This is a genomic window from Segatella bryantii (assembly GCF_022024215.1).
In the GTDB taxonomy this organism is placed as follows: domain Bacteria; phylum Bacteroidota; class Bacteroidia; order Bacteroidales; family Bacteroidaceae; genus Prevotella; species Prevotella bryantii.
Genome location: NZ_CP091798.1, coordinates 2,315,560 through 2,332,833, shown reverse-complemented (window position 1 = coordinate 2,332,833; position 17,274 = coordinate 2,315,560). Strand labels below are relative to the sequence as shown.

At 38.3% G+C, this 17,274-nt stretch carries 16 protein-coding genes; 8 read left to right on the top strand and 8 right to left on the bottom strand.

The window, feature by feature from the left end:
* Position 1: 1 nt before the first annotated feature.
* Entirely contained in the window at positions 2-451 is a 450-nt protein-coding gene (gene coaD / locus L6471_RS13995; RefSeq protein WP_006282764.1) for a pantetheine-phosphate adenylyltransferase, read from the bottom strand.
* 3 nt (positions 452-454) lie between these two features.
* Positions 455-1,489, bottom strand: coding sequence for a Holliday junction branch migration DNA helicase RuvB (gene ruvB / locus L6471_RS13990; RefSeq protein ID WP_006282763.1), 1,035 nt, complete (start codon positions 1,487-1,489; stop codon positions 455-457).
* 326 nt (positions 1,490-1,815) lie between these two features.
* On the opposite strand from ruvB, the gene L6471_RS13985 reads away from it, so the two are divergent.
* Together L6471_RS13985 and L6471_RS13980 are read left to right on the top strand one after the other, a co-directional pair.
* The gene (locus L6471_RS13985) at positions 1,816-2,787 is read left to right on the top strand and encodes a bile acid:sodium symporter family protein (protein WP_237797474.1); all 972 of its coding nucleotides are present in this window, start codon (positions 1,816-1,818) and stop codon (positions 2,785-2,787) included.
* Between the two features lie 39 nt (positions 2,788-2,826).
* Positions 2,827-3,297: a DUF4252 domain-containing protein gene (locus L6471_RS13980; protein WP_237797473.1), complete on the top strand. Its 471-nt coding sequence runs from the start codon at positions 2,827-2,829 to the stop codon at positions 3,295-3,297.
* Positions 3,298-3,452: 155 nt separating this feature from the next.
* Here L6471_RS13980 and dusB read toward each other — a convergent pair whose 3' ends face one another.
* The 4 genes from dusB to L6471_RS13960 form a co-directional block, all read right to left on the bottom strand.
* On the bottom strand, positions 3,453-4,454 hold the full coding sequence (gene dusB / locus L6471_RS13975) for a tRNA dihydrouridine synthase DusB (RefSeq protein ID WP_006282760.1): 1,002 nt from the start codon (positions 4,452-4,454) through the stop codon (positions 3,453-3,455).
* A 94-nt stretch (positions 4,455-4,548) separates the two neighbouring features.
* Positions 4,549-5,676 (bottom strand): DNA-processing protein DprA, encoded by a 1,128-nt coding sequence (gene dprA / locus L6471_RS13970; RefSeq protein ID WP_006282759.1) that lies wholly within the window; start codon positions 5,674-5,676, stop codon positions 4,549-4,551.
* 12 nt (positions 5,677-5,688) lie between these two features.
* Positions 5,689-6,102: an acyl-CoA thioesterase gene (locus L6471_RS13965; RefSeq protein WP_006282758.1), complete on the bottom strand. Its 414-nt coding sequence runs from the start codon at positions 6,100-6,102 to the stop codon at positions 5,689-5,691.
* 73 nt (positions 6,103-6,175) lie between these two features.
* Positions 6,176-7,486, bottom strand: coding sequence for a DUF2851 family protein (locus L6471_RS13960; RefSeq protein ID WP_237797472.1), 1,311 nt, complete (start codon positions 7,484-7,486; stop codon positions 6,176-6,178).
* 170 nt (positions 7,487-7,656) lie between these two features.
* Between L6471_RS13960 and dapB the strand changes: the two genes are divergently transcribed.
* From dapB to L6471_RS13935, 5 genes are read left to right on the top strand one after another with little or no spacing between them, the layout of a single operon-like run.
* Positions 7,657-8,412 (top strand): 4-hydroxy-tetrahydrodipicolinate reductase, encoded by a 756-nt coding sequence (gene dapB, locus L6471_RS13955; protein WP_027453202.1) that lies wholly within the window; start codon positions 7,657-7,659, stop codon positions 8,410-8,412.
* Positions 8,413-8,468: 56 nt separating this feature from the next.
* Positions 8,469-9,914 (top strand): signal peptidase I, encoded by a 1,446-nt coding sequence (lepB, locus tag L6471_RS13950; RefSeq protein WP_027453201.1) that lies wholly within the window; start codon positions 8,469-8,471, stop codon positions 9,912-9,914.
* Positions 9,915-9,964: 50 nt separating this feature from the next.
* Positions 9,965-10,387, top strand: a complete 423-nt coding sequence (lepB, locus tag L6471_RS13945; protein WP_006282754.1) for a signal peptidase I — start codon at positions 9,965-9,967, stop codon at positions 10,385-10,387.
* Positions 10,384-11,010 carry a WbqC family protein gene (locus L6471_RS13940; RefSeq protein WP_006282753.1) on the top strand — a complete coding sequence of 209 codons (627 nt, stop codon included), beginning with the start codon at positions 10,384-10,386 and terminating at the stop codon, positions 11,008-11,010. Before lepB (L6471_RS13945) ends, L6471_RS13940 begins: the two co-directional genes overlap by 4 nt.
* Positions 11,011-11,053: 43 nt before the next feature.
* Entirely contained in the window at positions 11,054-12,988 is a 1,935-nt protein-coding gene (locus L6471_RS13935) for a hypothetical protein (RefSeq protein WP_094448274.1), read from the top strand.
* A 17-nt stretch (positions 12,989-13,005) separates the two neighbouring features.
* On the opposite strand, the gene L6471_RS13930 is transcribed toward L6471_RS13935, so the two are convergent.
* Entirely contained in the window at positions 13,006-14,235 is a 1,230-nt protein-coding gene (locus L6471_RS13930; RefSeq protein ID WP_074614404.1) for a M16 family metallopeptidase, read from the bottom strand.
* A gap of 88 nt (positions 14,236-14,323) precedes the next feature.
* Between L6471_RS13930 and L6471_RS13925 the strand changes: the two genes are divergently transcribed.
* Complete coding sequence (locus L6471_RS13925; RefSeq protein ID WP_074614403.1) at positions 14,324-15,262, top strand: carbohydrate kinase family protein; 939 nt, start codon at positions 14,324-14,326, stop codon at positions 15,260-15,262.
* An 87-nt stretch (positions 15,263-15,349) separates the two neighbouring features.
* Here the strand turns inward: L6471_RS13925 and L6471_RS13920 are convergent, their stop codons facing one another.
* Positions 15,350-17,218: a DEAD/DEAH box helicase gene (locus L6471_RS13920; RefSeq protein WP_006282749.1), complete on the bottom strand. Its 1,869-nt coding sequence runs from the start codon at positions 17,216-17,218 to the stop codon at positions 15,350-15,352.
* Positions 17,219-17,274: the final 56 nt, after the last annotated feature.

The following is a 17,274-nucleotide window of genomic DNA, read 5'->3' as shown; positions in this document are numbered from 1 at the left end:
TTTATTTCACTTTTGGAAGAAATTCTGTGACGTCTCTGCCAAAGAATTTCAGTTCTCGTACCAAAGTACTACTGATACTGCTATATTGCGGTTCAGAGAAGAGAAGAATAGTTTCGATATTACCAAGTTGTTTGTTGATATCGGCTTGTTCGCGTTCATATTCAAAGTCTTTTACGCTTCTAACACCTCTTACGATGTATTGGGCTCCTTCACGATGACACATTTCTATTGTCAGATCGCTATATGAGATAACTTTTATTTTTGGGTCATCTGTATAAATCTTTTCAATATCAGTCATTCGTTGTGCCACTTCTTCTTGCGTATGTTTTAATTTGCTTACAGCTACAGCTATAATCAGCAGATCAAACAATCCTTTTGCTCGGTCTGCGATATTTTGATGCCCTATAGTAAAAGGGTCGAAAGTACCTGTAAAAACACCTATTTTTTTCATATTTTAATCGAATAAATCGGGCTCGACAATATTGCTAGCTATAATATTTCTTCCCAAGTGCTCAAAGGCAAGTTTAGTTGCCATTCGTCCACGAGGAGTTCGTTTTATAAAACCTTCCATGATAAGAAATGGTTCGTAAACTTCTTCTACTGTGCCTGTATCCTCACCGATAGCAGTAGCGATTGTGCTTAGTCCTACAGGACCACCCCTAAATTTGTCGATAATGGCAAGCAATATCTTATTGTCTGTCTCATCAAGCCCATACTGATCTATATTGAGAGCTTGAAGTGCAAATTTGGCAATTTCAGGCGTTATGGTTCCATTTCCTTTCACTTGGGCAAAATCTCGTACTCTTCGAAGTAGAGCATTGGCTATACGAGGGGTTCCTCGTGACCGTCTAGATATTTCTACTGCAGCTTCGTCTTCTATTGGTACATTGAGTAGGCTAGAACTACGCTTTATAATGCGCTGAAGAGTATCTGGATTGTAGTATTGTAAATGCAGATTAATGCCAAAGCGTGCTCGAAGAGGAGCTGTAAGAAGTCCACTTCGTGTAGTTGCACCAATTAGTGTAAATGGGTTCAAGTCTATCTGGATACTTCTAGCTGATGGACCTTTGTCAATCATAATATCGATGCGATAGTCTTCCATAGCCGAATAAAGATACTCTTCAACTACAGGAGATAATCGATGAATCTCATCGATAAATAGTACGTCATTTGGCTCTAAAGAAGTTAGTATACCTGCAAGATCACCAGGTTTGTCTAGTACTGGTCCACTGGTTATCTTGAATCCTACACCCAGTTCATTGGCAATAATATTGCTCAGTGTCGTTTTACCTAGACCAGGAGGTCCATGGAGCAGGGTATGGTCGAGAGGTTCCCCACGATATTTAGCAGCTTCTACGAATACACGTAAGTTTTCCACTACATTTTGTTGACCGCTAAAGTCATTAAATTGTAATGGTCTGAGTGCATTCTCAAACTCCTTTTCTGCGGGAGATATATTTTCGTTTCTTACGTCAAAATCTTCTACCATTCAGTTTCTTACGTTTTTCTTATGGTGCAAAGTTACTTATTTTAATTGACAAATATCAGAAAATCATAAAGAATACCATGATTAAAGGGTAAGAATATCGTAAATGAAGCACAGAATATGCTTCCAACCTTGCTGATTTCGAGTTTGCGCCTTTATAGATGCTTATATTGATTAAAGAGTAGAAGTTTTTGTGAAAATGTATCAATCTTAAAACATCTGATAATAATTTCTTTCAAACTATTCTTTTATTAACTAATTTGGTTGTAATTTTGTAAGTCGAATTTATGACGAATTGAAATATTTCGCCTCGTTTAAAAAAAATAAGTATGTTGAAATCTTTACAGAGTATCAGTCGCTGGTTGTCTAATTACACTTCAGCTTTTATTATTGGTATTGCAGTAGTTACCTTTTTCTTTCCTCATCTTTTTGATTGGGTTAGAGGAAAGACACAGACGGTTATTTTGGGAATCATCATGTTGACGATGGGGCTGACTTTGTCTACTAATGATTTTAAAGTTTTGGCTAAGCGTCCACTTGATATTTTTGTAGGTGCCTGTGCCCAGTTTATTATTATGCCAGGTATTGCGTATTTATTGGTTCGTGTGTGGAGATTAGAACCGGCCTTGGCTTTGGGTATTCTTTTGGTAGGATGTTGTCCAGGAGGTGTCTCAAGTAACGTGATGAGCTTTCTGTGTCGTGGTGATGTTGCCTTTTCGGTTGGTATGACTTGTGCTTCTACCATATTAGCACCTTTTATGACACCATTTCTAATGAAACTTACTGCAGGCGAGATAATCATTATAGATGCTGTTCGTATGTTTATGGATATTTTTATTGTGACAATTTTTCCGATTGCGATAGGATGTATGCTGAATTATTTTTATAGTAAGCGTGATGTTTTTCCTAAAATACAATCATTCATGCCTGGTGTGAGTGTTATTTGTTTAGCTTTCATTGTTGGTGGAGTTATTTCTACTGTACACGATAAATTGGTAGCTCGTGGCTTTTATCTTTTCATCTGGACGTTTGCTGTGGTATTCTGCCATAATACGCTAGGATATATCATGGGTTATTTGTCGGGAAAGTTTGCTGGTTTTAGCATCGCTAAGAAGCGTACTATTAGCATAGAGGTAGGTATGCAGAATGCAGGTTTGGCTACAGTCTTGGCTGGTAACTTTTTTGCAGCTCAGCCTCTTGCAGTATTGCCTTGTGCTATCAGTTGTGCATGGCATAGCATTTCTGGTACAATCTTAGCAGGACTTTATCTTAAATGGGATCAAACGCATGACCATCAATAAAAAAGTTTGTATATTTGCATTTAATTAAAATATATGCTAATGAAAAAAATATTGATGAGTCTGGCCCTCTTATTGGTCAGTATTTGTGCCTTTTCTCAAACGACAATAGATGGGCTTTATCGTACTTTTTCTGATGTCAAAGGGGCAAAGAGTATTACTATTCCGAAGTATATGATGTCGCTTGTTAAAGTTGGTACGAATACTGAAAAGAATAAGGTGCTCCAGAAAGTGGATGCTGTGAAACTTCTAGAACTTGATAATTGTAAGAAATCGATACGTAAAAAATTCCGTAAGGCTGTTGAAAAGCTCGATAAAGGCGATTATGTCGAATTTGTTCGTTCCGGTCAACAGAAAAAGGGAACTAGACTTTTAGTTAAGGGTGATGAAACGGTAATAACTTCAGTAGTAGTCATCGATGTTAGCGATGGTGATTGTAAGTTTGTGAAAGTAGATGGTCACATTTCACCTAAGGATGTAAGTAGTGTTCTCGACTTAAATATGGACGACTAACATGGTTATAAGAAATGCGGCTGAGAAATATTTGCCTTTAACATTTACGTTTATTAAAGCAAGTATTTTTCAGCCGTTATTTTTAGGATAACATCTTTCTGTAATATTCTTTTGGTATGATAACCATTTATAGAGCTAATGTATCTGTGGTATACTTACAAGATATTTTCTTGTGAGTTAGCTAATAGAATTCTGCAGTTTTCTAAAATTTCGATGAGGTCATCGGTTTTTGTGGCTCTTAGCATTGCGATACGAGTCTGTTTAAAGTCAGGTATACCTTTGAATATTGGACTGGCAGCCAAATGGCGACGAGTATGTAGAATACCACGATATTCGTCGATGCGCTCTACGTTAATTTTCAATTGCTCTTCTAGAATATCAATTTTCTTATTGATATCAAGCAATTTGTCATCAGGCTTTCCGTCCAGGTAATCGCGTATTTCCTTGAAAATCCACGGACGGCCAAAGGTAGCTCTACCCACCATAACTGCATCTACCCCAAAATCATCAAAAGCTCGTTTACACTCTTCTGGGGTAGTAATATCTCCATTACCGATAATTGGGATATGTATACGAGGATTCTTTTTTACTTCACCAATTAAGCTCCAGTCTGCTTCTCCGGTATACATTTGGCTTCTTGTGCGGCCATGAATAGTAAGTGCTTGTATACCACAGTCTTGCAATTGTTCTGCCAAATCAGTAATGACCAGATTATCTTGATCCCATCCAAGGCGAGTCTTAGCTGTTACTGGTACATTGACCGCCTCTACTACATGCTTAGCGATGTCAAGCATTAATGGTATATTACGGAGCAAACCTGCTCCTGCACCTTTACCTGCTACCTTTTTAACGGGACAACCGAAATTAATATCGATAACATCAGGATGAAACTGCTCAACAATTTTTGCAGCTTCTACCATTGACTCAACTTCTTTACCATAAATCTGTATACCTACAGGCCGTTCATCGTCATCGATGATCATCTTGTTTAAAGTTGACTTGATGGAACGGATGATAGCATCAGCAGAGACAAACTCCGTATACATCATAGCAGCGCCATAACGTTTACAAAGTTTACGAAAACCGATATCAGTAACATCTTCCATCGGAGCGAGGAAGACGGGTCTTTCTCCAAATTTAATATTACCTATTTCCATTTCGGCTGCAAAGATAGTAAATAGTTGGGAGTTAGGGGATAGGAGTTAGGAGTTTTTATAATATAGCATTACTTTTCTATCCTGTAGCAAGAACTTATTTTAAAAGATGATACATACCACCAGCTAGCCCCTTGATTACACCCTTCATTTCAAGTGTAAAGAGCATGCTTGTGAGTTTGTTGATTGGTATATTCGTTTTTACAGAGATAATATTAGTCTGCAAGTCGTTTGTCTTTTTGAGCAGATTAACGATAGCTTGTTCTTCCTTGTTCAGTTCAGGGAAGAGTTGTCGTTCTATGCCTTGTTGTATTGCCTTATCGAGCACTTTGTCTTCTTCCCATCCCATGGCTTTAACAAAGTCTTGGGCCGAAGTGAGCAAGGCAGCTCCGTTATCACGTATCAGGTTATTGCACCCTGTAGAGTATTCATCACCAATGCGTCCTGGGAAAGCAAAGACGTCACGGCCATAGCTTTGTGCTATTTCTGTCGTAATTAGTCCGCCACCTTTAGCGGCACTTTCTACAAGTATGGTGGCATCGCTCATACCCGCAACGATACGGTTTCGTCGTACAAAATTTATTTTGTCAGCATTGGTCTGCGTGAGAAATTCTGTTAGTAGTCCACCTTGGTTTACCATCTTTTTGGAAGTGGTAATATGCTGTCGTGGATAAAGGGTATCAAGTCCATGTGCTAAGACGCCAACTGTTTCATAATTATTTTCTAAAGCCTGCTGATGGGCATTAATGTCAACTCCATACGCCAGTCCGCTGACAATAAGTACTTTAGGACAGATGTATTTTAGGTTACTGATGAATTTACGGATAAGGTCTTTGCCATAGAGTGTGCAGTGTCGTGTTCCCACTAGATTAATAATTCTTTTCTGGTTTAGGTCAGCATTACCTTTATAGAATAGTACCAGTGGAGCATCAGGACAGTCTTTCAGTCTTTGTGGGTATCGTGGGTCGATAAGGCAGAGTGGAAGAATGTCATGTTTGGAGTCAAACTCCATTTCTACCTCTGCTCTTTTAAGAGGTTCATCTAAGTTTTGTAATGCATCAATCAAACGTTGAGAGGCATTAGGCAGAATATCCTTAATATTATGGCGATGCTCGATGACAGCTGTAGCAGAACCGAGCTCGCGATAAAGTTCTAATAGACCTGAAAGGGTGAAATAATTAATTCGGGTTAAAGCAATAGTATTAAGTATCTCTTGTTGATTCATTGAGTGTTAAAGTTAATCTTTCTTTGCAAAATAAGGGGCAAAGGCACGGTCGTATTCATCGCTATTACCCAGTTTACCATTAATGAGGCATACAAGTTCCACGGTAGCTCTACAGCAAAGTTTCTCATCTTTTTCGCGGAAGATATCTTGATGAAATATATATCTTACACCTTGTTTTTCAATCCAAAGACGTGATACGAGAATATCGTCACATTGTAAAGGGGTTTTGTACTGCAGATTCATACGGGCCACTACGGCATCTATGCCACGGTTGTGCATCTCGCTGAAACTAAGACCTGTAGTTTTCAGAAAGCGATGACGGGTATGTTCAAAATAATGTAGATAGTTAGCATTGTTAACGATACCTTCGATATCGCATTCATAATCTCTAACCTCCATTTTTGTTTCGTAGATATATTTTTCCATATTTTTAATTTTTCGTGATTTGATAAGTTGTCATTATTTGTATTTATAACTTTTTTCTTTATCTTTTATTATCTTATTCAAGTTTATCATGTCGTGTTTTCAGATACTCGTATCCGATACGGCACCTTAGGCATTCTTTTTTATCGCAATATTCATTTTTCAATTGAATGAGAGCCTGTGAATCACCTGCATTTTCCACGTTTAGGCCAACAGACTTCCACATTCTTACGATATAATTATTTTCGGCTTTAAGTTCTTCTAAAAAATCGAAAGCTCTGTCGCAAAGTTTATCATAGCCTTTATAACGTCCATAAGCGAAAAGCATCGGAATGGCTGTATTAATCATCAATAGATTGAGAGAAAAAGGCGATAGTATCTTCGTATTTGTTTCACTGCTAGAGCCGAATATATAGTGTGTTTCCCAATATTTGGTTACTGATGTCTTGAATATCTGTTTGATATCTTTTACACTTTTACATTCTATTAATCTGCTTAAACCTGCTTTGCGTGAATAATATAAGTTGGCTAGTTGAGATATTCGTATATATGGGAAATTTTGTGGGCGGAGCCGAAGAAATTTCCAGTATTTGTAATCCATCGGTGTAAGTGAAAACTTATGAGCAAGATAAAGATATTCATTTCGTAGTTTCGAGAAATATCCTTCAATGAGTGCCTTCTGTTGATAGTGTTGTGGTATCGTGTTGAGTTCCAGCAATCCTGCTTGTCCCATGAATATAGCTTCTATTTGAAATAAGTCATCGCGATGGTGGTCCACATCATGTAATGGAATGTGTTTTCCCCATTCTTCAAAGGCATTGCCGTTAATGCCAAATCCATAGCTTCGGGCTAAGGTGACAAAATAGCCTTTTTCCCAGTCTCCATCGCAAGCATTGACGCGTTGAAGTATGGCTACAGTCTTTTGTTCCAGTCGTTCTGTCTGTAGTGCGCTCATCCAACTGTGTATCATGAGTCGGGTGAGGTTTGGAATAATTTTATAGCATGGTGGATATTGGTCTATGCTCAATAATTCATGATAATGCTCTTGTACATAGCTAGGTATTGATAGTTTTATTTGTGGAAGATAGTCTCCTTTTTGAGTCTGGCAATCGGTATCGATAGTTTCACATACGTGCAGAATAACGTTATTGTATCGTTCATCCTGGTGGTGACCATGTACATACCAGTCGCTAGCCTTTTCATGAATCTCAATATTGCCAACCCAAATTGTATTGTCAATCTTGATCTTTGCATTAAAAAAGTCAGGGCCTGCATTCTGATTATGGAGTCCGGTGTCGATAATTTCAACTCGTTTTCCATCAGTAGTAGTAAGTTCTGTTAGGGGAAACAACTTGTGTTTCCACACATAGTGTAATAATAATTCCATTTCTATCTAAAAGCGTACAAATAGTCGTCGCAATCTGCAAAGATACTGAAAAAAGTAATAGATTGATAACTTTTATATCACAAAAATTCATTAAATTATAGTTGTATTCTTTGTACTTATCTGATTAAGTACTATCTTTGCGGTGATTAATCGGAATAAATACGTAAACAATGAAAATAGCTTTAATCGGTTACGGCAAGATGGGACACATGATCGAACAGATCGCTCTTGAGCGTGGCCATGAAATCGTTTGTACAATTGATGTGAATAACCAAGAAGATTTTGAATCTCCAGCATTTGCTTCGGCTGATGTTGCCATTGAGTTTACTAATCCTAAAGTTGCTTACGACAACTATTTGAAGGCTTTCAAGCATAATGTGAAGGTTGTTTCTGGTTCTACTGGTTGGATGGCAGATCATAAGGCAGATGTTGAAGCTTTGACTAAAGACGGTAAACAAACTTTGTTCTGGGCTTCTAATTTTTCTATTGGTGTTGCCATTTTCTCTGCGGTTAACAGATATTTGGCAAAGATCATGAATGGTTTTCCTCAGTATGGTGTAGAGATGGAAGAAACTCACCACGTTCATAAGTTGGATGCTCCATCAGGAACAGCGATAACTTTAGCTGAGGAGATTATTGACAATCTTAATCGTAAAGATAAGTGGGTTAAAGGCTTCCAACATAATGCTGATGGTACAGAAGAGGGTAGTAATGATGTTGCAGCTGACGAATTAGCTATTGCCAGCATTCGTCGTGATGAAGTACCAGGTATTCATAGCATTACTTATGATAGCGAAGCTGATAAGATTACAATTACTCATGATGCACATTCACGTAAGGGATTTGCTTTGGGTGCTGTGCTTGCTGCAGAGTATACTGCAAACCATACAGGCCTTTTGACCATTAGCGATATGTTCAAATTCTAATTATGGCAGATAACGAAAAAAAGCATTCTATTTTCAGTGGAAAACTGAATTATGATATGAGTGACAAGAAAAAGTCACTTAATATGAAGGTACAGTGGACCAAATTTGGTATTGTATTGGCTTTGTACTTTCTGTTTCTATTTTGGGTGAAAAGTTGGTTGGGACTTATTGTTGTTCCTTTCATCTATGATGTTTATATCAGCAAGAAGATACGTTGGCAGTGGTGGAAAGATGCTGAGGGACCAGTTCGCTTTATTATGAGTTGGGTGGATGCTTTGGTCTTTGCACTTGTAGCTGTATATTTTATTAATTTATTCTTCTTTCAGAACTATGTAATTCCTTCTTCATCTTTGGAGAAGTCATTGCTTACTGGCGATTACCTCTTTGTGAGCAAAGTTAGTTATGGTCCTCGTATTCCAGAGACACCACTGACTATGCCGCTTACTCAGCATACTATGCCTCTGATGAATGTGAAGAGTTATATAGAATGGCCTCATTGGGATTATCGCCGTGTTAAGGGTTTGGGTAATGTTGAACTCAATGATATTGTTGTATTCAATTATCCTGCAGGCGATACTCTATGCAATGAAGAGAAATGGCAGGCTGCAGATTTCTATCAGATGGCTTATTCTTTCGGTCAGCAGATTTATGAACAACAGAATAATGTTCCTGTAGATGTTGCCAAGCTTAATCCACAGCAACAGTATGATTTCTTTGCTCAGTTGTATGCTATTGGAAGAAAGTATATTATTGATAATCCGGGTGAATATGGCGATGTAATCTCTCGTCCTACTGACAGAAGAGAAAATTATGTGAAACGTTGTGTGGGTCTTCCTGGTCAGACGCTTCAGATAAAGAATCGTATTGTCTATCTCAATGGCATAGCTAATAAGGAGCCAGATAATGTACAGTACACTTATTATGTTAAGTTGAAGCAAGATCTACCAGAGGAATTCTTAGATGAGTATGGCATTACTATGGAAGATCTTACATCGCTTAATCAGAATGGTTACTTACCTCTTACTAAGCGTGCTTATAATGCTTTGAAAGCTCGTAAGGATTTGGTAGCAGAGATTCGAATTAATACAGATGCGACAACAGGTGACGTCTATCCGTTGAATGCTGTAACAGGTTGGACACGTGATAATTATGGGCCTATTTGGATTCCTAAAAAGGGAGAAAGTATTGCGCTTAATATGAAGAATATCGCCATCTATGAGCGTCCTATCAAGGTATATGAGCATAATCAGTTAGAAGTAAAGAATAATAAGATTTACATTAATGGTCATGAGGCTAAGAGCTATACCTTTAAGATGGATTACTATTGGATGATGGGTGATAATCGTCACAACAGTGCCGATTCTCGCTATTGGGGATTTGTGCCAGAGGATCATATTGTGGGTAAACCTATTTTTATTTGGTGGTCGCATAATCCAGATCATCCGGGTTTTAGTGGAATCCGCTGGAACCGTTTGTTTACTTTTGTAGATAATATCAAATAAACTCTAAAATACGCAGGGGTGGATTTTTATGTCCATCCCTCGTTTTGTCAATGCACATAGGGCAGATTTTTAAATTTCTTCTGGCTTTGATTATTGCCACGCTTGTGATGTTGGCTATCAGAACCTTTATATTCACTATCTATACTGTGCCTAATCAAGATTGGCGTCCTGATTTTGAAGCTGGTGATCGTGTTATAGTGAATAGAATTTCTAATGCTCCTATTCTTAAGGGTGATATCATAGCCTTTACAGATACAGTAGATGCTACAACTAATATAGGTAGGGTATTATATCTCCCCGGCGATACTATTAAGTATGGTAAGGAACTCTATCGTATTCCACTTATTTGTTGCAGGCGATGTGGGTGCAAGGATTGTAAACTATATTTGGTAAGGATTGGTAAACAACGTGTGTTGGTGCATAAGCATCAGATTATTGGCAAAGCTAAAAAAATATATCATTTAAAATTTTGAAAACAGCATTACTTTCTTCTACTTATTTCGGACCTGTTCAGTGGTACCAGAAATTGAATCGTTTTGAACATTGCTTGATAGAACAGCATGATAACTTTATGAAGCAGACGTTTCGTAATCGTTGTCTTATTCCTACTACTAATGGAGTTCAGGCTCTTTCTATCCCAGTAGAGCGTCCTGTTGATGGCAGACTGGATAAGACTCCGATGAAAGATGTTCGTATCAGTGACCATGATAACTGGCGTCATCAGCATTGGAATGCATTGTTATCTGCTTATGGAGAAAGTCCTTTTTTTGAGTATTATGCGGATGACATTCGTCCTTTTTTCGAAAGAAAGTGGGAATTTCTGCTTGATTATAATCAGGCGATAATGGAGAAAATGTGTGAATTGCTCGACATTCATCCATCTATTGATTTTACTGAGAGCTATGTCATGGCAGATTCTGTAATTGATATGACGGATTTCCGTGATGTTATTCGTCCGAAACACCCAGGAGAGGATACCGATTTTGTACCAAATACTTATTATCAAGTATATCAACAGCGTTTTGGGTTTCAACCGAATATGAGTGTTCTAGATCTTCTTTTTAACGAAGGTAATGAGGCTATATTCTATCTATAGTTCGGCTCATTAGTCCATCCTTATTATTCTTTCTATCAAAGCCATGAAGAAAATTATCCTATTATTTTTGTCGTTTTTAATGACAATATCTTTATCAGCTCATTCTTCTTTTGTAAAGGAGCATGCATTAAAAGATTCTTTGTTGGGCATGTTGGCTCGTTTTACTCAATATGTCAGTACTGATTATCAAGATATCGATGAAAAATATGGTTGTTTTCGTGGAGAGAATACGATGGGAAGTGATGAAAGAGGAGTTCGTACCAATGCTGATTTGAGCATGGTATGCGCATTCTTGTCCCATTATGCACAGGGAAAAGTAAAGCTGCCTCATCCGGTAACTTGGCAGAGAATAGATAGTATCGCCTATAAATCGCTTTCTTTCGCTTTAGATACGCATAAAGCGGTACATCTAAGAACTTGTAGGGATAAGCGTTATTGGGGCTCTGTAAGCAAGAAAGATCATCAGTGGGAAAGTAGTCTTTGGGCTTTGTCGGTAGCGTATTCTGCTTTTTTCCAATGGAACAAGTTGTCTTCTGCGCAAAAGGATAAATTATATCGCCTGTTAAAGGCTGAATGTAATTATGAGTTAGAGCGTGACATTCCTACTGGTTATCAAGGTGATACTAAGGCGGAGGAAAATGGTTGGGAAGTAGGTGTCTTGGCTGCTGCTATAGGTCTTTTTCCAAATGACTCTCTTGCATCTCATTGGTTTGAGCGTATGCGTGCTTTTGCTATCAATAGTTATTCTCATCCTTCTGATGCTACGAATAATAAGGTTATCGATCCTTGGTTTGATTCTAAAACGGTTGCCGATTTGTATCAAGGGGCTAATCTTTATGAGGATTGGACACTTCAGAATCACGGTTTTTTCCATACAAGTTATCAGAATGTTGTTATTCAGGAATTAGGTGAAGCTGCTTTGGCTCTGCGTCTGTTTCAAGGTGAATATATTAAATGGAAGTCAAATGCTTTATTGCATAATTGCGATCAAGTGACGAAGAATGTTTTGAATTGGCTTACGTTGCCTGATGGCGAGCAAGCTATGCCGAATGGAAACGACTGGAGCTTGTTTCTGTATGATCAGTTAACAAGTTATTCTACTATGGCTTGTATGCTTAGGGATGTTGATGCGCTTTATTTTGAGAATCAGGCTTATAAGCAGATTCGACATCGCCAGTTGACGACTTCTGATGGTAGTTGGCTTTTACGACCAGATGTAGGTGGACGTAGGATGGGGGTTCAGTCTCATCGTGTCATGATGAGTTGGTTGATGCATGAGATGTTATCTACTTCTGAGATGCAACCTACAGTGTGGAGTGAATTTCAGAAGCGACATGCTGAAGCTAAATTTTTTCCATGTCAAAGGATAGTTCGTACGTTAACTAAGAATTATTTTGCTTGTTTTTCATGGAGTGAGGGTAAAAATAGTTATACGGGTTATATTGCTCCTTTAGACTTGAGTAATAATAATTTGGTCGTTCCTTTTCGCAAGTTTAATACAGGTAACCTTTTAGGCTATATACAACTGCAGAATAAGAATATTAATGCACGTCCTATAGATACTCCTCATTTTATGCTTCAAGGAAATTATTTTCAGGTTAAGGGGCTTTTAATAGAGAATGATTCTACCTTGAAGCGTTCGTTCACATTAACTAGTAATGGGCATGGATTAGATTATCGTGATGAGGTTTTAGTGCTTCGTGATACAGAAATTCAGGCAGATCGTACTGGTATGATAGCTATTAGCACAGATGCTTTTACCTGTACAGAGAGAGAGATTTATCAGAAAAAAGGTAAAACAAGTATTGATGGCTTGTTGGAAGTTAAAGCTGATACGCCTTTGTCAGCAGAAATAGGCGATGGATCCGTGGAAAATTCGATTAATACGATTAAAGTATATCCTTTTGCCAAAAGTGAGAAAAAAAAGTTGTTTAAGGGAGAGCGTTTACATCATCGTGTCAATTTTACTATTAAATAAAATGCGATATATCTCATTTATTTGAAGATTAGAGTCGTCATTTTATTCTCGTCGAATATTTCTTGAGCTACAGCTTGTATCTGTTCAGCTGTAATAGCCTCTATTTGTGCATAGAGATTCGTAATATCTTTCTCCCATCCATAATAGAGAAAGCTTTTACCAAAGTCTATGGCGAAGTTTTCTCTATTATCACAGGCTACACCTACTTGGCCTTTAATCTGTTTCTTTGCAGCTTGTAACTGATGTTGGGATAGCGGTTTGTCTGTAAATTTTTGCAGTTCTCGGCGAACAATACGCAGACACCGATTTACATCGTTCGGATCACAACCAAAGTAGGTACACCATAGTCCTGTATCGCCATAGCTTACCATACTGCTTTCTACTGTATATACGAGACCGTTATGTTCTCGAAGCGCTAAGTTGAGTTTAGCATTCATACCAGGTCCGCCTAATATATTATTGAGCAGGTAGAGTGGCATGCGGCGTTGATCATGGATGGCATAGCCTTGATTACCAATCATGACGTGAGCTTGATGAGTACCTTTATCATAAATATATTTTCCTGGTTGATAGCGTAATGGTAGAGGTTCTTTTTCTGGTTCAATAAATGGCTTCTGTTCTGGAAAATCAGCTGTATACTTTTCAAGCAATTTTATTACTCGTTTAAAGTCTACATCCCCATAGATAAAGAATATTGCTCTCTCTGGACGATAATATTGATGTGTAAAGCGCAAGGCATCTTCTGTTTTAAATTGGCGTACCTGTTCAGCTTTTCCTAAGATGTTATGACCTAATGGATGACCTTTGAATACAATATTTTCGAATTCATCGTAGATAAGTTCAGCAGGAGAGTCGTTGTAGCTCTCTATTTCATCACAGATTACTTCTACTTCTTTATCTATTTCAGCTTGTGGATAAACGCTGTGAAATACGATATCGGTTAATATATCAACAGCGCGATTGATATGATCTTTAAGAACTGCAGCATAGTACACTGTTCCTTCTTTATTGGTAAAGGCATTCAAGTCGCCACCCACACTTTCTAAACAATTTAAAATATGCCAGGCTTTTCTTCGTGTAGTACCCTTAAAAGTAGTATGTTCACAGAAATGAGCTAATCCTTCCTCACCAGCTTTTTCCAGTCGAGTACCAGCATTTATTTCATATCCGCAATAAACAACAGGTGATGTACTTCCGAGGTGAATAACTCGGAGACCATTTTTCAACGTATACGTGTTATATTTCATATCATATACAAAATTACAAAAAAACTTTCATTAATTGGTTCGGGTGACTTTTCTTTTTGTTATATTTGCATTGCAAATATTTATAATTATGCGTAAAGTTATAGGAATAGGCGAGACCGTTCTCGATATTATATTCAAGCAGGGCAAGCCTGTAAGTGCTCTGCCAGGTGGTTCAACATTTAATGCCATTATTTCGTTGGCTCGTTCTGGAGTAAATACCACATTTATTAGTGAGACGGGTAATGATAGAGTGGGTGATCAGGTTATTAGTTTTATGAAGAAAAATGGTGTTAGCTCTGACAATGTTAGTGTCTTTCCGGATAGTCGGACACCATTAGCATTAGCTTTTTTGGATGAGAATAATAATGCTGATTATATCTTCTATAAAGATCATCCTCACGATCAACTCGAGTTTTCTTTTCCTGAGGTAAATCGCGATGATATTGTTCTTTTTGGTTCCTTCTTTGCTGTTAATCCTGTTGTTCGTCCACAGGTAGCTGGCTTTTTGGAGTATGCTAAAGAGCATGGTGCTATCTTGTACTACGATGTTAATTATCGCCCATCTCATCGTACAGATATTATGAAGATTACTCCAAACTTGCTAGATAATCTTGAGTTTGCGGATATTGTTCGTGGTAGTCATGAAGATTTTGATGTGCTTTATAAGATGCCAGATCCGGATAAAGTATATACGTCAGAGATTTCTTTTTATTGTAAGAAGTTTATCTGTACCCTTGGCGCTCAACCTATACAGCTGCGTGCGGAGGGTGGTTTCAAGAAAAGTTACCCTGTTTCAGATACGGATACTGTAAGTACAGTCGGAGCTGGTGATAACTTTAATGCGGGTCTGATTTATGGTATGATTAGAAATCATATTACCCGTGACGATATAGATCATGGATTGACAGAGGAACAATGGGATAGTATTGTTACGGCAGGACAGCAGTTTTCCACAGAGTGTTGTAAGGATATTTATAATTATATTTCACCTGAGTTTGGCGCAAATATGGAAGCGTTATTGAAATAATATATCACTTTCTATAGTGTCGAAACAATAAATCGGGTTCACTTCATAAGAAGCAAACCCGATTTATTGTTTCGAATAAACTTATTCTTATTTTCCTCTATTACCTTTGCGGGGACGGCGAATAGCCCAACCTTCTTCACTAAAATCAGGCTCATTATCCTTGAACTTTACATTTTTAGCTTTGTTTATCAGATCTCTCCAGTCCTCTTTTTTGCCACCTTTTGGGTAACTATTTTTACGGTCATGACGATCACCTTTACGTCCACTACCTCTACGCTCGCTTCTGCCGCTGTTTCTTCCGTGTCCAGCTTCGTCTGCATCATTACATCTTACCTCACGGCCCTTATATTCTAGACCATTAATCGTGGAGATAACCTTGTTGGCATCTTTTTCTGGAACTTCGATATATGAGAACTTAGAAAGTAAGTCGATATGACCTACAGCTTGGCGGTTCTTCATATTTTTGTTCAAGAATTGCATGACCTCACCAGGGTAGAAACCATCAGCTTTACCTAAGTTGATAAATAGTCGGCGATAACCAGGTTCTGCTTTGCGTGGACCTCTGCTCCTATCGTTTCGTCGATCACCTTTTCCACCACGTTCAGAGCGAATCTCACTACTCTTTCCTGTAGGCTGGATAATCTCTGGTGCATTCTTATAGTAATCTAAGAATTTGCCGAAAGTTACAGCTACCATCTTTTTGATGATATCTTCCTTGTCAATATATTCAAACTGGCGATTGATATCTTCCATATATGGAGCTATCATATCTTCATCTACATCAGTCTTCATGATATCGTTCATCACCTTGTAGAGCTGCTTTTTGCAGATTTCCTCTGCCTTAGGAAGCTCACCAGCAATGAATTCCTTACCAATTTGCTTTTCGATTTGGCGTACTTTCCACTTTTCCTTCACATGGATAATACTGATTGATGTACCCTTGCGACCGGCACGGCCAGTACGACCACTTCGGTGAGTATAACTCTCGATATCATCAGGTAATCCATAGTTAATAACGTGAGTCAATTCATCTACATCAAGACCGCGAGCTGCAACGTCTGTGGCTACGAGGAACTGGGTAAGATGATTGCGGAATTTCTGCATAGTAAGGTCACGCTGCTGTTGGCTCAAGTCACCATGAAGTGCTTCTGCATTGTATCCGTCCTTAATCAGCTTATCGGCAACCTCTTGTGTTTCAACCTTGGTGCGACAGAAGATAATACCGAAAATGCGTGGGTGGAAGTCTACGATACGCTTCAATGCCAAATATTTATCTTTGGCACTTACCATATAGTAGATGTGATTTACGTGTTCTGCACCTTCATTACGGCTACCTACTACGATTTCCTTATGATTATGGAGGTAATTCTTGGCGATACGCTCTACTTCCTTACTCATTGTGGCAGAGAAAAGTAGGGTAATATGGTCTTTAGACAATCCTTCAAAAATGGTATTGATACTTTCGGAGAAACCCATGTTCAGCATCTCGTCAGCTTCATCAAGTACTATATTCTGAACGTTTTCCAGCTTGGCTACACCGCGATTCATCAGGTCAACCAAACGACCTGGAGTTGCTACAATGATTTGTACACCGTGTTTCAGGGTACGAATCTGTGAACCAATATCTGTACCGCCATATACGGCAACGATGTGCATGCCATCTATGTATTTGGCAAACTCGTTTAAATCGTCAGCAATTTGCAGGCAGAGTTCGCGAGTAGGACTCAGAATAACTGTCTGTGTAATTTTGGTGGAAGGGTCTGTATTTTGTAATACTGGCAATCCATAGGCTGCGGTTTTACCTGTACCTGTTTGTGCCAATGCAATAACATCACTTTCGCGACTTAATAGGTATGGAATAACTTCTTCCTGGACTGGCATTGGATGCTCAAATCCAAGTTCACTGATGGCGCGGCAAATATCTTTGCTTACACCTAATTCTTCAAATGTCTTCAATCTTTTAACCTGTATTTAAATGTGAAGGACAAACACCCTTCCCAGCCATTTAAATA

Excerpts from the sequence above, each read along its gene's own strand:
- L6471_RS13935 (WP_094448274.1), top strand. The coding sequence starts at position 11,054 with ATGAAGAAAATTATCCTATTATTTTTGTCGTTTTTAATGACAATATCT.
- L6471_RS13965 (WP_006282758.1), bottom strand. The coding sequence starts at position 6,102 with ATGGAAAAATATATCTACGAAACAAAAATGGAGGTTAGAGATTATGAA.
- dusB (WP_006282760.1), bottom strand. The coding sequence starts at position 4,454 with ATGGAAATAGGTAATATTAAATTTGGAGAAAGACCCGTCTTCCTCGCT.
- ruvB (WP_006282763.1), bottom strand. The coding sequence starts at position 1,489 with ATGGTAGAAGATTTTGACGTAAGAAACGAAAATATATCTCCCGCAGAA.
- lepB (WP_006282754.1), top strand. The coding sequence starts at position 9,965 with ATGCACATAGGGCAGATTTTTAAATTTCTTCTGGCTTTGATTATTGCC.
- dprA (WP_006282759.1), bottom strand. The coding sequence starts at position 5,676 with ATGAATCAACAAGAGATACTTAATACTATTGCTTTAACCCGAATTAAT.
- dapB (WP_027453202.1), top strand. The coding sequence starts at position 7,657 with ATGAAAATAGCTTTAATCGGTTACGGCAAGATGGGACACATGATCGAA.
- L6471_RS13930 (WP_074614404.1), bottom strand. The coding sequence starts at position 14,235 with ATGAAATATAACACGTATACGTTGAAAAATGGTCTCCGAGTTATTCAC.
- L6471_RS13985 (WP_237797474.1), top strand. The coding sequence starts at position 1,816 with ATGTTGAAATCTTTACAGAGTATCAGTCGCTGGTTGTCTAATTACACT.
- L6471_RS13960 (WP_237797472.1), bottom strand. The coding sequence starts at position 7,486 with ATGGAATTATTATTACACTATGTGTGGAAACACAAGTTGTTTCCCCTA.
- L6471_RS13925 (WP_074614403.1), top strand. The coding sequence starts at position 14,324 with ATGCGTAAAGTTATAGGAATAGGCGAGACCGTTCTCGATATTATATTC.
- lepB (WP_027453201.1), top strand. The coding sequence starts at position 8,469 with ATGAGTGACAAGAAAAAGTCACTTAATATGAAGGTACAGTGGACCAAA.
- L6471_RS13980 (WP_237797473.1), top strand. The coding sequence starts at position 2,827 with ATGAAAAAAATATTGATGAGTCTGGCCCTCTTATTGGTCAGTATTTGT.
- coaD (WP_006282764.1), bottom strand. The coding sequence starts at position 451 with ATGAAAAAAATAGGTGTTTTTACAGGTACTTTCGACCCTTTTACTATA.